Genomic DNA, 13959 nt, shown 5'->3' on the forward strand with positions numbered 1-13959 from the left:
TCCCCGGTACGCCACGGGCCGGGCACCCCCGCCCTGGGGATGCCCGGCCCGTGCCGTCCGCTCCGTGCCGGCTCAGTGGCCGGCGGATTCCTCCGGGCGCGCCCGGCGCGGCAGGAGGAAGGCGAGCAGGAACGTCAGGACGAGCATCCCGTCCACGATCCACAGCACGGTCTTCATGACGGAGCCGAAGCCGCCCTTGAAGGCCGAAGTGGCGGTGGACCGGAGCGCGGCCGGTATCCGGGCGCCGTCCTGCGGCGAGGTGACGACCGACCGGGTGTCCTTCTCCAGCGTGGTGCAGGAGGCCGGGGTCGCGGCCGGGTCCTTGGCGACCGCGCGGTCCGAGGCACAGGTCCGCAGGTCCGCCACGACACGGTCCTGGGCGGCCGGCGCGACGTGCGCGGCGGTCAGTTCCTTGCGCAGGCCGTCGGAGCGGTGGTCGACGGCTGTGGCGATACCGCCACCCAGCAGGCCGAAGAAGACGGTGCCGAGGATGGCCACGCCGAAGGCGCCGCCGAGCTGCTGGACCGCCGTCATGGTGCCGGAAGCCGAGCCTGTCTCGTGCTGCTCGACGCTGGCCAGCACGATGTCGAAGAAGGGTGCCATCAGCAGGCCCATCCCGATGCCCGTGACCAGCAGCGAGGGCAGGAGCTGCCAGGGGCCGACCCCGCTGCCCGCGAGGTCCAGGGTCAGCCACACCGCGAACACACCGGCCGCCATGACCAGCGCGCCGCCCTGGAGCACGGCACGGCCGAACCGGGTGACCGCCTGCGCGAGCCCGAAGCCGACGATCATGCCGCCCGACCAGGGCACCATCACCAGGCCCGCCTTCAGCGGCGAGTAGCCGAGGCCGATCTGGGTGTACAGGTTGAAGACCAGCATGAAGCCCTGCATGGCCGAGAAGAAGACCAGGCCGAGGATCATGCCGCCGCTGAAGCCCCGCTTGCGGAACAGGCTGACGACCACCAGCGGGTCCAGCCCCGCCCGGCTGCGCCGCGCCTCGTACACCGCGAAGGCGGCGAAGACGACGACCGAGGCGGCCATCATCACGAAGGTCCACACCGGCCAGTCGTACTCGCGGCCCTGGACCAGCGGGAAGATGAGGAGCAGGGCGGCCAGGGAGACCAGGAGCATGCCGGGGATGTCGAGACGCGGCTTGCTCTCGGAGCGGGTCTTCGGCAGGTAGCGCACGGCACCCAGCAGGGCGGCGGCGCCCAGCGGCAGGTTGACCAGGAAGATCATGCGCCAGCCGGTGCCGAAGTAGTCGGCGTCCACGAGCCAGCCCGCCAGGATCGGCCCGGAGACCGCGGACAGGCCCATGACCGGGCCGAACATGCCGAACGCCTTCTGCGACTCCTTCGGCGGGAACATCTCCTTGATCATGCCGAGGCCCTGCGGCAGCATCACCGCGCCGAAGAGCCCCTGCACGACACGGGCGCCGATCAGCATCGCGGGCGACACCGAGACCGCGCACAGCAGCGAGCCCGCGGTGAAGCCCGCGGCGCCGACCAGGAACATGTTGCGGCGGCCGTGGATGTCGCCGAGGCGGCCGCCGGTGACCAGGCCGACGGCCATCGAGAGCGTGTACGCGGCGGCGAGCCACTGGAGGGTGGAGGCGCCGCCGCCCAGATCGGCCCGCATGGACGGGCCCGCGATGTTCGTGACCACGGCGTCCAGGAGGTCCATCACCTCGGCCGCGAGGATCACGAAGAGCGCAGCCCAGCGCCACCGGTAGGGCGCTGGTGAGTCAGTGGGCGTCTCGGCGGACGCGACACCGGTGGTGGACATCGAAAAACTCCTCGCGGAAGGGGCCGAAGCCGGAGAACACTGTTCACCGTAGCAGAACACTGCTCACCCGGAGAACGCTGTTCATCAAGATATAGCGCAAGCAGGTCGCGAGAACAAGATATATCGCGTCGACCGCCGGCGGGACAGCCCTGTGGACAACCGCTCGGAGAACGAGGAGCCGGGGGACACGCACCGCTCACCAGCCGTGAACACTGTTCTCCGGCGGCCCTAGACTGTTCCCATGAGCGACGCGGCCGCCGGCAACCCCGCACCCCCTCCGCCGTCCCCCTGGGATCGTGAGCGTCCCGCCCGCCCCCAGGCGGCGGCCCAGCGCACCCCGCTGTCGCGCGAGCGGATCGTCGAGGCCGCCTTCTCCGTACTGGACCGCCAGGGGCTCGACGGGCTCTCCATGCGCCAGGTGGCGGCCGAACTGGGCGTCACCGTCTCCGCGCTCTACGCCTACGTCAGCTCCAAGGACGACCTGCTGGAGCTGATGTACACCCGGCTCTTCGACGGCTTCCAGATGCCCGAGCCCGACCCCGAGCGGTGGCGCGAGCAGGTCCGGGACTACGCGCGCGCCGGACGCGAGCGCCTGCTGTCCCACCGGGACGTCGCCCGGATCTCCATGGCCCACGTCCCCTTCACGGCCGAACTGCTGCCTCACGTCGAGGGGCTGCTCGCCATATTCCGTACGGCGGGGCTCCCGGACCGGATCGCGGCGGAAGCCGGGGACCTCATCTCCACCTACATCGACGGCTTCGTGCTGGAGGAGGGCATGTGGCAGGACCGGGCCGACGCCCGGCCCGACGACGGTGACTCCTCACTGGCCCGCCCCGACTGGCGCGAGATGGCCGGCGAGATGCAGAACTACTTCGCGTCCCTGCCCCCGGCGGACTTCCCCCACCTGCGCGCGCTCGCCGATCTGATGGTGAACGACTCCTCAGACGAGCGGTTCGACATCGGTCTGGAGATCATCCTGCGGGGCCTGGCGAGCTACCTGCCGGACAAGGCGCCGGACGCCTGAGTCAGCGGCCGCCCGCCGCCCGCGCCTTCGACGTGTCGCCGAACGGCAGCGCGCCGCCGCTCAGGTGGGCCCGGATGCCGTCCCGCTCCACCGTGATCCGCTGGATACGGATGTCACCCGGCGTCTTCGGCAGCTCGAACGACAGGTTGAGCTGATCGGCGAGCTGCGGCTCGGTGACCCCCCGTACCGCCCCCATCAGCTTGGGGTCGACGCCGAGCTTCGCCGGCAGGTCGGGCTGGTCGGCGACCACGTCGAACAGATTGACCTTCATCAGCTTGCCCACGAACCCCGGTGTACCGGTGAGCCGCTCCAGCGCCGGTTCGCTGCGCAGCGCCCCGCGGATCTGCGCCCGGTCGATCCCGGCACGCTCCGCGATCACCGGTACCGCCAGCATGGCGCGTACCTTGTCCCGCTGTTCCGCGACCGCGCGCGCCGCCTTCGGGGTGAGCCGGAGCCCACCGTCGCGGCCGGGCCGGAAGACGGCCACGTCCCCGATGTCGAGCCGCATGCGGCTGATGTCGGTCGACACCCCGCGGTCGCCCGACCGCCCGATGCGCGCCTCCGCGTGCAGCCCGAGACGCTGCCCGCCGACCGGCACCTGCCCGTCCGCCTTGATCGCGTCCGGGCCCAGCTTGCTGAACTCCACCTGGGAAGCGCCCAGTTCACGGTCGAGATCCTCGAAGGAGAGCAGCACGTCGCCGTCGACCGAATCGACGGTGCCGCCCCTGAGGTGGGAAGGGAGGTCGCCGTCGAGCCGTACGTCGTGCGCCGTGGCGTGGACCCGCGCCAGGGAGACCCGGTCGGCGGCGAGGTCGGGGACGGTGACGTGCGCGGTGCCGATCCGCTTGTCCAGCACCTGCGTCAGGAACGGGAAGCCGTCGATCTCCACCTGCGGCGCGGCCTCCAGACGCAGCGACTTCTGCAACTGGTCCTCGGCCTCGCGCTCCGCGAAGAGCACCGCGAACCGGTCGCCCAGCACCAGGAAGGCCAGCGCGACGGCGACCGCGACCCCGGCCTTCACCAGGCGCCGCAAATTCTTGAACCGCCGGGTGCGCTTCCGTCCGCGCCCGCGGCGACCGGAGGGCCGCCCGTCAGGTTCCCCCCAGGGGCCGGCCCAGCCTTCTGACGAGCCGTCGGGCACGGGGTGTTCCTGGTCGTTCGTCGAGCGGTGGGACGCCATGCGAGTGGAGGAGCGCATCGCGCCACCCAAACACGTCACCGCAGGTCGGACGCAAGTTCAGCCCCTCGGGCGCGACGGTTCTCACACCGGGGTGACGAGGACGCGTGGCGCGGGTGAAGAAGACTGGCCGGTCATGTGGCGACCGTGTGCGCGGGGCCGGTACGAGGAAGCCGGCCGTCCGCCGGGCACGGAGCCGGTGGGCTGAGGGACCATGGAGGCAGAGCAGTGTTCCGCCTCCGGCTGCGAAGGAGGTCACCATGGCAGCCGAACCGCCCTTCGAGCCGCCCATCGGGCCTGTCGTGACGGTCTCGGCCACCGATGTCCGGCTGCCCGAGCTGATCCTGGCCGGCGACATCGGCGCCGGGGCCCTGCGCGATCTGGAGGACATCCTCGGCGCTCCGCCGCTGCACACGGCGACCGCCTGGACCGTCGACATGAGCCAGGTGACCCACATCGACCTGGCCTGCGCCTACGCCCTCCTGCGCGGAGCCACGCTGCGCCCGGAACCCGCCGAACTCACCATTCGCGGCCCCCGCCGGGCCGTCCAGCGCATCCTCCGCAACGCGGGGCTCGACGTGGTGGCCGTCATCGAGGAGTGAGGCCCGCCTACGCCGGTCCCTCCGCGACCTCGGCCGGCTCCCCACCGGTGATCCGCACCAGCTCCGGGTACGTCGTCCGGAACACCGTGTGCGGCATCCCGGCGCCCGCCCAGAGATGCTCGTACCCGGCCAGGGTCGCGTCGATCAGGGTGCGCACCGGCCGCGGATGGCCGACCGGGGCCACGCCGCCCACCTCCTGGCCGGTGGCCGTGAGGACGAAGGCCGGGTCGGCGCGCCGGACGCGATTGCGGGCCACGCCCAGCAGACCGGCGAGGCGCCGGGTGTCCACGCGGTGGGCACCGCTGGTGAGGACGAGCAGCGGGTCACCGTCGACGGAGAAGACCAGGCTGTTGGCGATCGCGCCCACCGGGCAGCCGACCTGGGCCGCCGCCGTGGCCGCGGTGGGCGCCGGGTCGGGGAGTTCGACCACCTCGGCGTCGCTGCCCAGTTCCCGCAGGGCCTCACTGACCCGCAGTACGCGCTCGTGCACGGTGACCTCCGGTCACTTGTCGTCGGTGTCGTCGGTGTCGTCGGTGTCGTCGGGCGACGGCCACTCCTCGGCGAGGATCGACCAGACCTCGCTGTCCTGCCGCACGCCCCGGTGGGGGTAGCGGCGGCGCAGGGTGCCCTCGTGGGTCATGCCGAGCCGGCGCGCGGCCGCGATGCTGCGGGTGTTGCCCGCCGCGACCCACCATTCCGCACGGCTCATCCCGCGCTCCGTGAACGCCCAGTCGATCAGGACCTGGCACGCCCGTGTCACCAGCCCGTGTCCCTCGCCGGCCGGCTCCAGCCAGCAGCCGATCTCACAGATGCCCGTGTCCGTGTCGAAGCGGTTGAACATGACTCCGCCGACCAGGACGCCGTCCAGCCAGATCCCGTAGATCCGGCCGCTGTCCTCGGCCTGCCGGTCGGCGTACCGCTGGAGGGTCGCGGTGGCCGAGGCGAGGTCGGTGCTGAAGCCCGCCCAGCGTATCCACGGGTCCACCGTGGGCCGGGCCCGGTCCATGTGGGCCAGGAACTCCGGTGCCCGCCAGGGCTCCAGCGGGCGGAGCCGGGCACGGTCGCCGAGCGGGAGAGAGAACACGGGCACCCTCGATCGATAGGTACGTAACAAGCGTTCGGTACGTAAGGTAGCAGCATGCCGCCCGCGCCCGGAGATCATGAAGCCCGCCGTGAGGACGTGAGCCGAGCCGTGTGGCAGGTGCTCGCGGACAAGGGGTTCGGCGGGCTGACCCTGCGGGCGGTCGCCGCCGCGATGGGGGTCTCGACCGGGATGCTGACGCATTACTTCCCGGCGAAACGGGCCCTGATCACGCACGCCCTGGATCTGCTGGAGAGCCGGTCCGCCGGGCGCCCGCGCCGCGAGCACCCCGCACCGGGCCTGGCCACCGTACGGGCCATGCTGCTCGACATCCTGCCGCTGACGCCGGGGGACACCGCCCGCAACCGGGTCTGGGTGAGTTCCTGGGACCTGTCCCTGGCCGACGACGGACTGGCCGCCGCACAGGCCGGCCGGTACACCCGGCTGCGCGCCTCGCTCCGCCCCCACCTGGAAGCCGCGCGCGAGCTGGGTGAACTCCCCGCGCACGCCGACCCGGAGCAACTCGCCGCCACCGCCGTCGCGTTCACCCACGGCCTGGTCGTGCAGGCTCTTTTCGATCCCGGCCGGTTCCCCGAGGATGCTCAAGTCGCCCTGCTTGACGGCTTCTTGACATCTCTCGCCGCGTCCTGAACCCGCCCCCTCGGGTAGTACCGCCGTTCGATTCGATCGCTCACGCATATGTGCGAGACCCACGGGCAACCGAAGCGGAAGGCGTAGAGGACAGGTGAAGGACCTCCTCGAAGACTCCCGTTCAGGGGAGGGGATCGTGGACAGAACAGACAGCAAGAACGAGAAGAGCGGTCAGGATTCGGACGAGCGCATGGACCTGCCGACCGTGATGCGGCAGGCGAGCGCACAGCTCTCCGAGCTGCTCCAGCGCGAAGTGGGCGCGGTCTCCGCCGTCAAGGCGACCGACGACGGCTGGGTGGCCGACGTCGAGGTCGTCGAGGTCGAGAAGGTGCCGGACACCATGAGTGTCATGGCGTCCTACCGCGTCGAACTCGACAAGCAGGGACGGCTCATGGCCTACGAGCGCGTACGCCGTTACGCCCGGGGTCAGATCGACCGCCGCTGAATCAGAGGGCGGCCGCAGCGAATCGAGCCGCGCGGCGCCCTGAACGGATCAACGGAAAGAAGTCAGGCATGGCACTCGTACAGCAGTCCAGCACCCAGTCCGGCGGAAGCGGCGGCGGTGGAGGCAATCTCTACGACGTCCTCGAACTCATCCTGGACCGAGGGCTCGTGATCGACGCGTTCGTGCGCGTCTCCCTCGTCGGCATCGAGATACTCAAGATCGACGTCCGGGTGGTCGTCGCCAGCGTCGACACCTACCTGCGCTTCGCCGAGGCGTGCAACCGCCTCGACCTGGAGGCGGGCCGCAAGGCGCCGGCCCAGCTCACCGACATCGTCGGCGACACCGTGGAGAGCGGGGCCAGGGGCAAGTCGAAAGGCGCACTGACCGGAGCCGTCGAGGCGTTCACCGAGTCGCTCGGGAGCAAGCGCGACGACTCCGAGGAGGAGGAGTCGCAGCCCCGTAAGCGCGCGCCGCGCAAGTCCACGTCCAGCCGGCAGTCCAGCCAGAACCGCGGGGAGTAATCGTGCCCACCTACGTATACGGCATCACCGGAGCCGACCATCCGCTGCACCTGGAGGAGGTCTTCGGCGTCGGCGAGACCCCGGCGCCGCTGCGCACCGTCCGCACCGGCAGCCTCACCGCCGTCGTCAGCGACGCGCCGGAGGGCCTGCGGGCCAAGCGCCGCGACGTGCAGGCCCACCAGCGCGTGCTGGAGGTCCTGATGAGCGACGGCGCGACCCTCCCCATGCGCTTCGGCCTGCTCGCCCCCGACGACGAGCAGGTCGCGAGCGCGCTGGACGCCGAGGGCGACCGCTACCGCGCCCGCCTGGAGGAACTGGACGGCCACGTCGAGTACCACCTCAAGGTCTCCCGCGACGAGGACGACCTGCTGCGCGAGATCGTGGCCGAGTCCGACCAGGTCCGCGAGCTGCGCGAGCGCACGCGGGACCAGCCCGGCGCGCACGACGAGCGGGTCGCGCTCGGCGAGCTGATCTCCCACGAGGTGAGCGCCCGCGGCAGCGCCGAGGCCGAGGAACTCTCCCAGCGGCTCTCGCAGGCGGCGACCCGTCTCTCGGCGGGCGAGCCCAGCTCGACGCACTTCCTGAACGTGTCCTTCCTCGTCCCCGCGGACGGGGTGGAGAGCTTCGTCAAGGCGGTGGAGCGCGAGTCGGACCAGCGCGGAGACGCGTACACCTTCACCCTCACCGGGCCGCTGCCGCCGTACAGCTTCGTCTGAACGGAACCGCCCGGCCGACGACGGAAGGGAGCGCCGGAATGGGACTCATCACCGGCATCGTGACCTTTCCCCTCGCCCCGCTGCGCGGCTCGCTCTGGGTCATCGACCAGGTGCTGACCGCGGCGGAGGAGGAGTACTACGACCCGGAACCCGTCCGGCGCGAACTGGCCGAACTCGAACGGGCGCTGACCAGCGGCCAGATCTCCGACGAGGAGTACGACCGCCGCGAGGACGAACTGCTCGACAGGCTGGACGAGATCGACGCCCACCGGCGAGGGAACGGAGGAAGTCGCTGACCGGACAGCGCAACAGACGACCCGCAGAGACTGAGGTGCTCGACGAATGACGAAGAACGCCAAGATAGCCGCCGCGCTGGTGGGCGGATACGTACTGGGCCGGACCAAGAAGGCCAAGATGGCCATCGGACTGGGCATGTTCCTGGCCGGCAAGAAACTCGACCTCGATCCGCGCCGTATCGGCACGCTGCTCGCCGAGTCGCCCGCCCTCGCCGGTCTCAACGCCCAGGTCCGCAAGGAGCTGGTGGAGACGACGAAGGCCGCGGCCACCGAGGCGCTGACCAAGCGCGCCGCGGGCCTCGCCGACTCGCTCGCCGACTCCATCTCCCAGCGCACCAAGGGGCTGGACGGCCCGCAGGCCGACGAGGCCGACGAGGGAGGGGCCGAGGAGGAGAAGCCCGCCAAGCAGCAGCGCTCCTCCGGCTCGGGCGGCACGCGCCGCAGGACCACGGCTGCCCGCAAGAGCACCGGCGCCGCGAAGTCGGCCGCCTCCCGCAGCGGCGCCTCCCGCGCCGGCGGGGCCGCCAAGAAGCGGGCCTCCTCCGCCACGCGCAAGAGCGGCGGTGACGGCAATGGCTGATTCCGCGCTGAGCAGGGCCAAGGACGAGGTCGTCCACAACGAGTCGACCGACCGCCTGAAGGAGGCGCTGGGCAACTATCTGCGGGCCCGCGCCGAGCACACCGTCAGCTCGCTCGGTCACAAGCTCGGCGAGAGCGTCACCAAGCTCGGCACGCCGGGCGAGGGCGGCGGCGGCCCGCTCAAGAGCCTCGCCAAGGGCGGGCAGGCGCTCGCCGACGGCAAGTCACCGGCGCAGGCCGCCATGTCGGCGGGCGTCTCCCACTTGAAGGACACCGTGAAGGACAAGGTCAAGGGTCTGTTCGGCAAGGGGCGCAAGTCCGGCGGCGGCAAGTCCAAGAGCGTGACCATCGTCGAGGACATCGAAGTCGGCGTGCCGGTGCGCGAGGCGTACGACCAGTGGACCCAGTTCCAGGAGTTCTCCACCTTCGCCAAGGGCGTGGTGAGCGTGGAGAAGGCGGACGACACCACGAGCAACTGGAAGGTGAAGGTCGCCAAGTCCACGCGCAGTTGGAAGGCGAACGTCACCGAGCAGGTGCCGGACGAGCGGATCACCTGGACGACCGAGGGCGCCAAGGGCACCGTCAAGGGTGTCGTCACCTTCCACGCGATCACCGACAACCTCACCAAGGTGCTGCTGGTCCTCGAGTACTTCCCCAAGGGGCTGTTCGAGAAGACGGGCAACATCTGGCGTGCCCAGGGCCGCCGGGCCCGGCTCGACCTCAAGCTGTACCGCAAGTTCATCATGATGCGCGGCGAGGCGACCGACGGCTGGCGCGGCGAGATCCGCGACGGCGACGTGGTCGTCAGCCACGAGGACGCCATCGAACAGGAAGAGGCGGAGCAGCCCGAGGAGGAGTCCGAGGAGGAGCAGGACGAGCCGCGCGCCGAGGAAGAGGGCGACGAGGGCGAGCCCACCGACGCGGACGCCGAGTACGAAGAGCCCGCCGAATACGAAGAGCCCGCCGAGGACGACGAGGACGAGTACCTCGACGAGGCCGACGAGGCCGACGAGGACGCCGAGCCCGAGGACGCCGACGAGTACGAGGCCGAGGCCGACGCGCCGGAGGACGAGGAGTCCTACGACGAGCCGGAGGAAGAGCCCGAGGCGGACGAGGAGACGGCTCCCCGGTCCTCCCGGCGCCGGCGCACCGCCGACGCCAGGGCCTGATCCGGGAACCAGCCGAAAGACAGGGTTGAGAACGTGTCCGATTCACTCGCCGGTCGAATGCCGGCCCCTCCGCGCCCCGCGTCCTACGCGGGGCAGGGAAGCAGCGCCAATCTGGCCGACATTCTGGAGAGGGTCCTCGACAAGGGAATTGTGATCGCGGGGGACATCCAGATCAATCTGCTCGACATAGAGTTGCTGACCATCAAACTCCGCCTGCTCGTCGCATCCGTCGACAAGGCGAAGGAAATGGGCATCGACTGGTGGGAGCACGATCCCTCGCTCTCCTCCCGCGCGCAGCCGCCCGCCCCCGCTCCCGCCGCGTCCGACCCGGCGCTGAGCGAGGAGAACGAACGGCTGCGGGCCGAGATCGCCCGACTGCGCGCCGCCTCCGGGCTGCCCGCCGGCCGGCAGGCCGACGGGGACACCCGCCCGGAGCCCGCGGAACGGGAGACCGGCCGTGAGTGAAACGGAGATGGAGTACGTGTACGCCGTCGGCCTCGGGGACCTGGCCCTCGACTCCGCGGCCCCGCTCACCGGGGTGGACGGCGTCACCGTACGCACGGTCGGCGGTGGACGGGGGCTCACCGCCCTGGTGTCCGCCGTCCCCGCCGACCGGTTCGCCGAGGAGCACCTCGCACCCCAACTGGAGGACCTGGAGCGGCTGGAGGCGATCGCGCGGGCCCACCACGCCGTGGTGGACGCCGCCTTCGCCCACGCCACGGTCCTCCCGATGCGCCTGGCCACGGTCTACCGCGACCAGGCGCGGGTGGCCGCCATGCTGGACGAGCAGCACCCCTCCTTCGAGGAGCTGCTGCGCACCCTGGACGGCCATGTCGAACTCGGGCTGAAGGTGTACGCCGAGCCGAGGGCCGCCTCGGCTGCCGAGGAGCCCGAGCCGGCGGGCGCGAGCCCCGGCCGCGCCTATCTGCAGCGCCGCCGCGCCGAGCGCCGCCGCGCGCAGGACACCTACGGCGCCGCCCGCGACACCGCGGAGCAGGCGGCCGGCGTGGCCTCGGCGCTCGCCTCCGCCCGTGCCGTCCACCGCCCCCAGCAGGGCGAATGGTCGGCCGGGCGGGGCGAGAACGTGGCCAACGAGGCGTATCTGGTGCCCCGGCGGGACGTGGACCGGTTCCGTACCGAGCTGGGCGCGCTCGCCGCGGATCTCCCGGGTGTCACCATCGAGGTGACCGGGCCCTGGGCGCCGTACTCCTTCGCGGGCGGGGTCGCGAGGTGAGCATGCGGCCCGCGAACGGACAGGGCGCCGAGCCGGTCGCCCAGCCGCCCGTCGCCCTGATCGACCTGCTGGACCGGCTGCTGAACGGCGGCGCGGTGCTCACCGGCGACATCGTGCTGAGCATCGCCGATGTCGACCTGGTGCACATCAACCTGCGCGCGGTGATCCGCTCGATCACGGGGGACGCGCCGGGGCCCGCCATCATTCCGCCGCGTGCCCGCCCCGAGGAGTACCGATGACGCCGGAAACGCCCGCGAACGCCCTCGCCGCCCATATGCGGACGGACCCCGACACGGTGGAGCGGGATCTGATGAAGCTGGTGCTCACCATTGTCGAATTGCTGCGCCAGCTCATGGAGCGCACCGCCATTCACCGGGTGGACCAGGGAGATCTCGACGACGACCAGGAAGAACGCATCGGTATGACGCTGATGATTCTCCAGGAACGCATGGAAGAGCTGTGTGACCGATACAACCTGACGATGGACGAACTGAATCTGGATCTCGGGCCGTTGGGGTCGTTGCTGCCCCGGGACCTGTGAATGCGAAAACCCTGTTTCACCGCCGGGGGAAAGGACATCAGGGCAATATGACTGACGACAAGAAGAACACCAGGAGCACCACCGCGGCGAGTGCCAAGAAGGCCGCTTCCTCCCGTACCGCCACGGCGCGGGCGACGGCCGGCAACGCCAAGGAGCAGGCGCAGGAGGCCAAGAAGTCGACGGTCTCCACCGCCCAGTCGGTCGGTGACACCACCCAGCGCGTGAGCCGCGCGGCCGTCGCCGGTCTCCAGACCGGCCAGCAGGCCGTCGTGGCCAACACCGCCAAGGCCGTCGAGGCCGCGGGCACCGCGTGGACGGTGATCAAGCACCGCAAGGCGGCCGCCGCCGCGGCCGCGGCAGGGGTGGCGGGCGTCGCCGGAGCGGCCTTCGCGATAGGCCGCTCGACGGCCAAGCCCCCGATGGGCCCGCTGACCCGGCTGGCGCGGGGCCGGATCTGAGCACACTCGCCCCGCGAGAACAGCGACACCCACGGCGACCTCCCTCGCGTCCGACGACGCGCGGGAGGTGCTCGTGTGTCCGGGGGCTTTCTGTGACGAACCGCACCATACGGGCGAAAGCGCAGGCAGGTGTGGGTACGGTGGCTGACCGTACTCGAACGTCACAGGCGGCGGCCCGGTCGGGGGGTCCGGGTCTGCCACGATGGTCGGGCCGCAGGCCGGGCCGGTCCCCTGGTGACCCCCGCCGCGGCAGCCGACCGTTCCGGCGGAACGACCGCGCAGGCCGACGAGGGCCCGCGGCCCCGCCGCCTCCGCCGAGACCCGCGCGCGTCACCGCGACCGGGCCCGTCCCATCGGGTACGCCACCATGTCCTCCTCCTCCGCCGGTGCCCCGCGCCCGCGCGCGCTCACCGACGACTCCTCGCCCTGGCGTTCCCTCAAGTACCGCAGCATGCGGTGGTGGTCCGTCGCCCATCTCGTCTCCAACACCGGCACCTGGATGCAGCTCACGGTGCAGAACCTGCTGGTGCTCCAGATCACCGGCTCGGCCGCGGCGACCGGCCTGTCCATGTCCGTACAGGCGGCCCCCGGCCTGCTGATGGGCCTGGCGGGCGGCACCTTCGTCGACCGGTGGCCGCGCAAGCTGACCGCCGCCGTCAGCCAGGCGCTCCTCGGCGTCGTCGCCTTCGTCACGGCCTTCCTCGTCGTCACGCACCGGCTCGATCTGCCCGCCCTCATGGCACTGGCCGCCGTGACCGGTCTGGTCGCCACCGTCGACGGACCGGCCTGCTCGCTGCTCGGCAACGACCTCGTCCGCGCCGAGGACGTACCCTCCGCCATCGGCGTCGGCTCCCTCGTGCACAGCGCCGGACGGCTCGCGGGCGCCGCGCTGGCCGGAGTCACCGTCGGCCTGCTCGGGACGGCCGCCGCCTACGCGGCCAACGCGCTGTCCTTCCTGTTCGTCGCCGCCGTGATCCCCTTCCTGCGGCCCCTGCGCCACACCGAGCCCTCCGCCCCGGACCGCGCCGCCGAGGACGCGCCGGACATGAGCGCACGGCAGGGTCTCCTCTTCTTCGCGCGCCGCCCGCGCCTGGTCGCCCTCGCGGGCATCACGGGGATCAGCGCGGTGTTCGGCCGCAACTACGCCCTCACCCTGGCGGTCCTGGTCACCGGGCCGCTCGCCGGCGGGGCCGGGTCCTTCGGCACGGTCTCCACGGTGCTCGCCGCCGGGGGCATCGTCGGCGCGGTGCTGGGCGCCCGGCTGCGCAAGCCGTCGGTCCGGCTGGTCGGCCTGCTCGCGGCGGCCGGGGGTCTGCTCCAGGTGGTGGCCGGACTCGCGCCGTCGCTCGCGGTGCTGCTGGTGCTCGTGCTGCCCATGGCCGTGGTGGAGTCGGTCTCGGACACCGCCGGGACGACCGTGCTCCAGACCGACCCGCCGCCCCACCTGCGGGGACGCGTGCTCGGCGTCTGGAACACCGTATCCACCCTCTGGGGGCTCGCGGGTCCGCCCGTCCTGGGCCTGCTGATGCAGCACGCCGGGGCGCGGGGTGCCCTGGTCGCGGGCGGGCTGCTCATCGCCGCCGCGGTCGGCGCGGGCCACCTGTTGCGCGGCCGGTGGGCCACCGCGCCGGTGCCGCCCGCCAAGGACCGGGCGGCGGATCTGGTCACCGCCGCCTGACG

General features: G+C 71.8%; 19 protein-coding genes. 15 read left to right on the forward strand and 4 right to left on the reverse strand.

What is annotated here, in order from left to right:
- Positions 1–72: 72 nt before the first annotated feature.
- The gene (locus tag ACZ3HQ_RS06365) at positions 73–1785 is read right to left on the reverse strand and encodes an MFS transporter (protein ID WP_467508534.1); all 1713 of its coding nucleotides are present in this window, start codon (positions 1783–1785) and stop codon (positions 73–75) included.
- 241 nt (positions 1786–2026) lie between these two features.
- Between ACZ3HQ_RS06365 and ACZ3HQ_RS06370 the strand changes: the two genes are divergently transcribed.
- Positions 2027–2809 carry a TetR/AcrR family transcriptional regulator gene (locus tag ACZ3HQ_RS06370; RefSeq protein WP_467508536.1) on the forward strand — a complete coding sequence of 261 codons (783 nt, stop codon included), beginning with the start codon at positions 2027–2029 and terminating at the stop codon, positions 2807–2809.
- A 1-nt stretch (position 2810) separates the two neighbouring features.
- Here ACZ3HQ_RS06370 and ACZ3HQ_RS06375 read toward each other — a convergent pair whose 3' ends face one another.
- Positions 2811–3842: an LmeA family phospholipid-binding protein gene (locus tag ACZ3HQ_RS06375; RefSeq protein ID WP_467508538.1), complete on the reverse strand. Its 1032-nt coding sequence runs from the start codon at positions 3840–3842 to the stop codon at positions 2811–2813.
- Between the two features lie 404 nt (positions 3843–4246).
- On the opposite strand from ACZ3HQ_RS06375, the gene ACZ3HQ_RS06380 reads away from it, so the two are divergent.
- On the forward strand, positions 4247–4588 hold the full coding sequence (locus tag ACZ3HQ_RS06380; RefSeq protein ID WP_467508540.1) for an STAS domain-containing protein: 342 nt from the start codon (positions 4247–4249) through the stop codon (positions 4586–4588).
- Positions 4589–4595: 7 nt separating this feature from the next.
- Here ACZ3HQ_RS06380 and ACZ3HQ_RS06385 read toward each other — a convergent pair whose 3' ends face one another.
- On the reverse strand, positions 4596–5078 hold the full coding sequence (locus ACZ3HQ_RS06385; protein ID WP_467508542.1) for a YbaK/EbsC family protein: 483 nt from the start codon (positions 5076–5078) through the stop codon (positions 4596–4598).
- Positions 5079–5090: 12 nt separating this feature from the next.
- Positions 5091–5678, reverse strand: a complete 588-nt coding sequence (locus tag ACZ3HQ_RS06390) for a GNAT family N-acetyltransferase (protein WP_467508544.1) — start codon at positions 5676–5678, stop codon at positions 5091–5093.
- A gap of 48 nt (positions 5679–5726) precedes the next feature.
- On the opposite strand from ACZ3HQ_RS06390, the gene ACZ3HQ_RS06395 reads away from it, so the two are divergent.
- The 13 genes from ACZ3HQ_RS06395 (at position 5727) to ACZ3HQ_RS06455 (ending at position 13957) form a co-directional block, all read left to right on the forward strand.
- Positions 5727–6320, forward strand: coding sequence for a TetR/AcrR family transcriptional regulator (locus ACZ3HQ_RS06395; protein WP_467508545.1), 594 nt, complete (start codon positions 5727–5729; stop codon positions 6318–6320).
- Between the two features lie 136 nt (positions 6321–6456).
- The gene (locus tag ACZ3HQ_RS06400; protein ID WP_467508546.1) at positions 6457–6765 is read left to right on the forward strand and encodes a gas vesicle protein GvpO; all 309 of its coding nucleotides are present in this window, start codon (positions 6457–6459) and stop codon (positions 6763–6765) included.
- Positions 6766–6833: 68 nt separating this feature from the next.
- Complete coding sequence (locus ACZ3HQ_RS06405) at positions 6834–7286, forward strand: gas vesicle structural protein GvpA (protein WP_467508548.1); 453 nt, start codon at positions 6834–6836, stop codon at positions 7284–7286.
- Between the two features lie 2 nt (positions 7287–7288).
- The gene (locus tag ACZ3HQ_RS06410; RefSeq protein WP_467508550.1) at positions 7289–8002 is read left to right on the forward strand and encodes a GvpL/GvpF family gas vesicle protein; all 714 of its coding nucleotides are present in this window, start codon (positions 7289–7291) and stop codon (positions 8000–8002) included.
- A 38-nt stretch (positions 8003–8040) separates the two neighbouring features.
- Complete coding sequence (locus ACZ3HQ_RS06415; RefSeq protein WP_467508552.1) at positions 8041–8298, forward strand: gas vesicle protein GvpG; 258 nt, start codon at positions 8041–8043, stop codon at positions 8296–8298.
- Positions 8299–8344: 46 nt separating this feature from the next.
- Complete coding sequence (locus tag ACZ3HQ_RS06420) at positions 8345–8878, forward strand: hypothetical protein (protein ID WP_467508553.1); 534 nt, start codon at positions 8345–8347, stop codon at positions 8876–8878.
- A complete protein-coding gene (locus ACZ3HQ_RS06425; RefSeq protein WP_467508555.1) occupies positions 8871–10046 on the forward strand; it encodes an SRPBCC family protein in 1176 nt (391 codons plus the stop codon). Before ACZ3HQ_RS06420 ends, ACZ3HQ_RS06425 begins: the two co-directional genes overlap by 8 nt.
- Positions 10047–10103: 57 nt before the next feature.
- On the forward strand, positions 10104–10511 hold the full coding sequence (locus ACZ3HQ_RS06430) for a gas vesicle protein (protein WP_467508557.1): 408 nt from the start codon (positions 10104–10106) through the stop codon (positions 10509–10511).
- Positions 10504–11280: a GvpL/GvpF family gas vesicle protein gene (locus ACZ3HQ_RS06435; RefSeq protein ID WP_467508559.1), complete on the forward strand. Its 777-nt coding sequence runs from the start codon at positions 10504–10506 to the stop codon at positions 11278–11280. The genes ACZ3HQ_RS06430 and ACZ3HQ_RS06435 overlap by 8 nt, the downstream gene beginning before the upstream one ends.
- Before the next feature lie 2 nt (positions 11281–11282).
- On the forward strand, positions 11283–11519 hold the full coding sequence (locus ACZ3HQ_RS06440; protein WP_467508561.1) for a gas vesicle protein: 237 nt from the start codon (positions 11283–11285) through the stop codon (positions 11517–11519).
- Positions 11516–11821 carry a gas vesicle protein K gene (locus ACZ3HQ_RS06445; RefSeq protein ID WP_350906968.1) on the forward strand — a complete coding sequence of 102 codons (306 nt, stop codon included), beginning with the start codon at positions 11516–11518 and terminating at the stop codon, positions 11819–11821. Before ACZ3HQ_RS06440 ends, ACZ3HQ_RS06445 begins: the two co-directional genes overlap by 4 nt.
- Before the next feature lie 47 nt (positions 11822–11868).
- A complete protein-coding gene (locus ACZ3HQ_RS06450; RefSeq protein WP_467508564.1) occupies positions 11869–12279 on the forward strand; it encodes a hypothetical protein in 411 nt (136 codons plus the stop codon).
- 367 nt (positions 12280–12646) lie between these two features.
- Entirely contained in the window at positions 12647–13957 is a 1311-nt protein-coding gene (locus ACZ3HQ_RS06455) for an MFS transporter (protein ID WP_467508566.1), read from the forward strand.
- Positions 13958–13959 lie beyond the last annotated feature (2 nt).

The sequence above is a fragment of the Streptomyces sp. NPDC018263 genome (genome assembly GCF_055562575.1).